1 protein-coding gene is annotated in these 303 nt (G+C 69.3%); it reads left to right on the top strand.

Annotation, left to right across the window (positions count from 1 at the left end):
- Positions 1-303: alanine racemase C-terminal domain-containing protein (locus F1735_RS34700; protein ID WP_308628323.1), on the top strand; the 303-nt coding region annotated here is incomplete at both ends.

Genomic DNA, 303 nt, shown 5'->3' with positions numbered 1-303 from the left:
AGCGCAGCCTGTCGAACTCGGGCGGCGTGCTGCACCAGGCGGCGCTGTCGACCGAATTGTCGAACGACTGGGTACGCCCGGGCATCATGCTGTACGGCGGTACGCCCGGTGGACGCAGCGCGGCCGCCTTCGACCTGCATCCGACCATGACACTGGCCAGTGAAATCATCGGCGTGCAAGACCTGGTGGCGGGCGACTCGGTCGGCTACGGCAGCGGCTTCCAGGCCGAATGGCCGATGACGGTTGGCATCGTTGCCTGCGGCTATGCCGACGGCTACCCGCGCCACGCCCCGCACGGCCCCC

Source organism: Massilia genomosp. 1 (assembly GCF_011682185.1).
Taxonomy (GTDB): Bacteria; Pseudomonadota; Gammaproteobacteria; order Burkholderiales; family Burkholderiaceae_D; genus Telluria_A; species Telluria_A rubra.
This window is presented reverse-complemented; position numbering and strand designations above follow the sequence as displayed.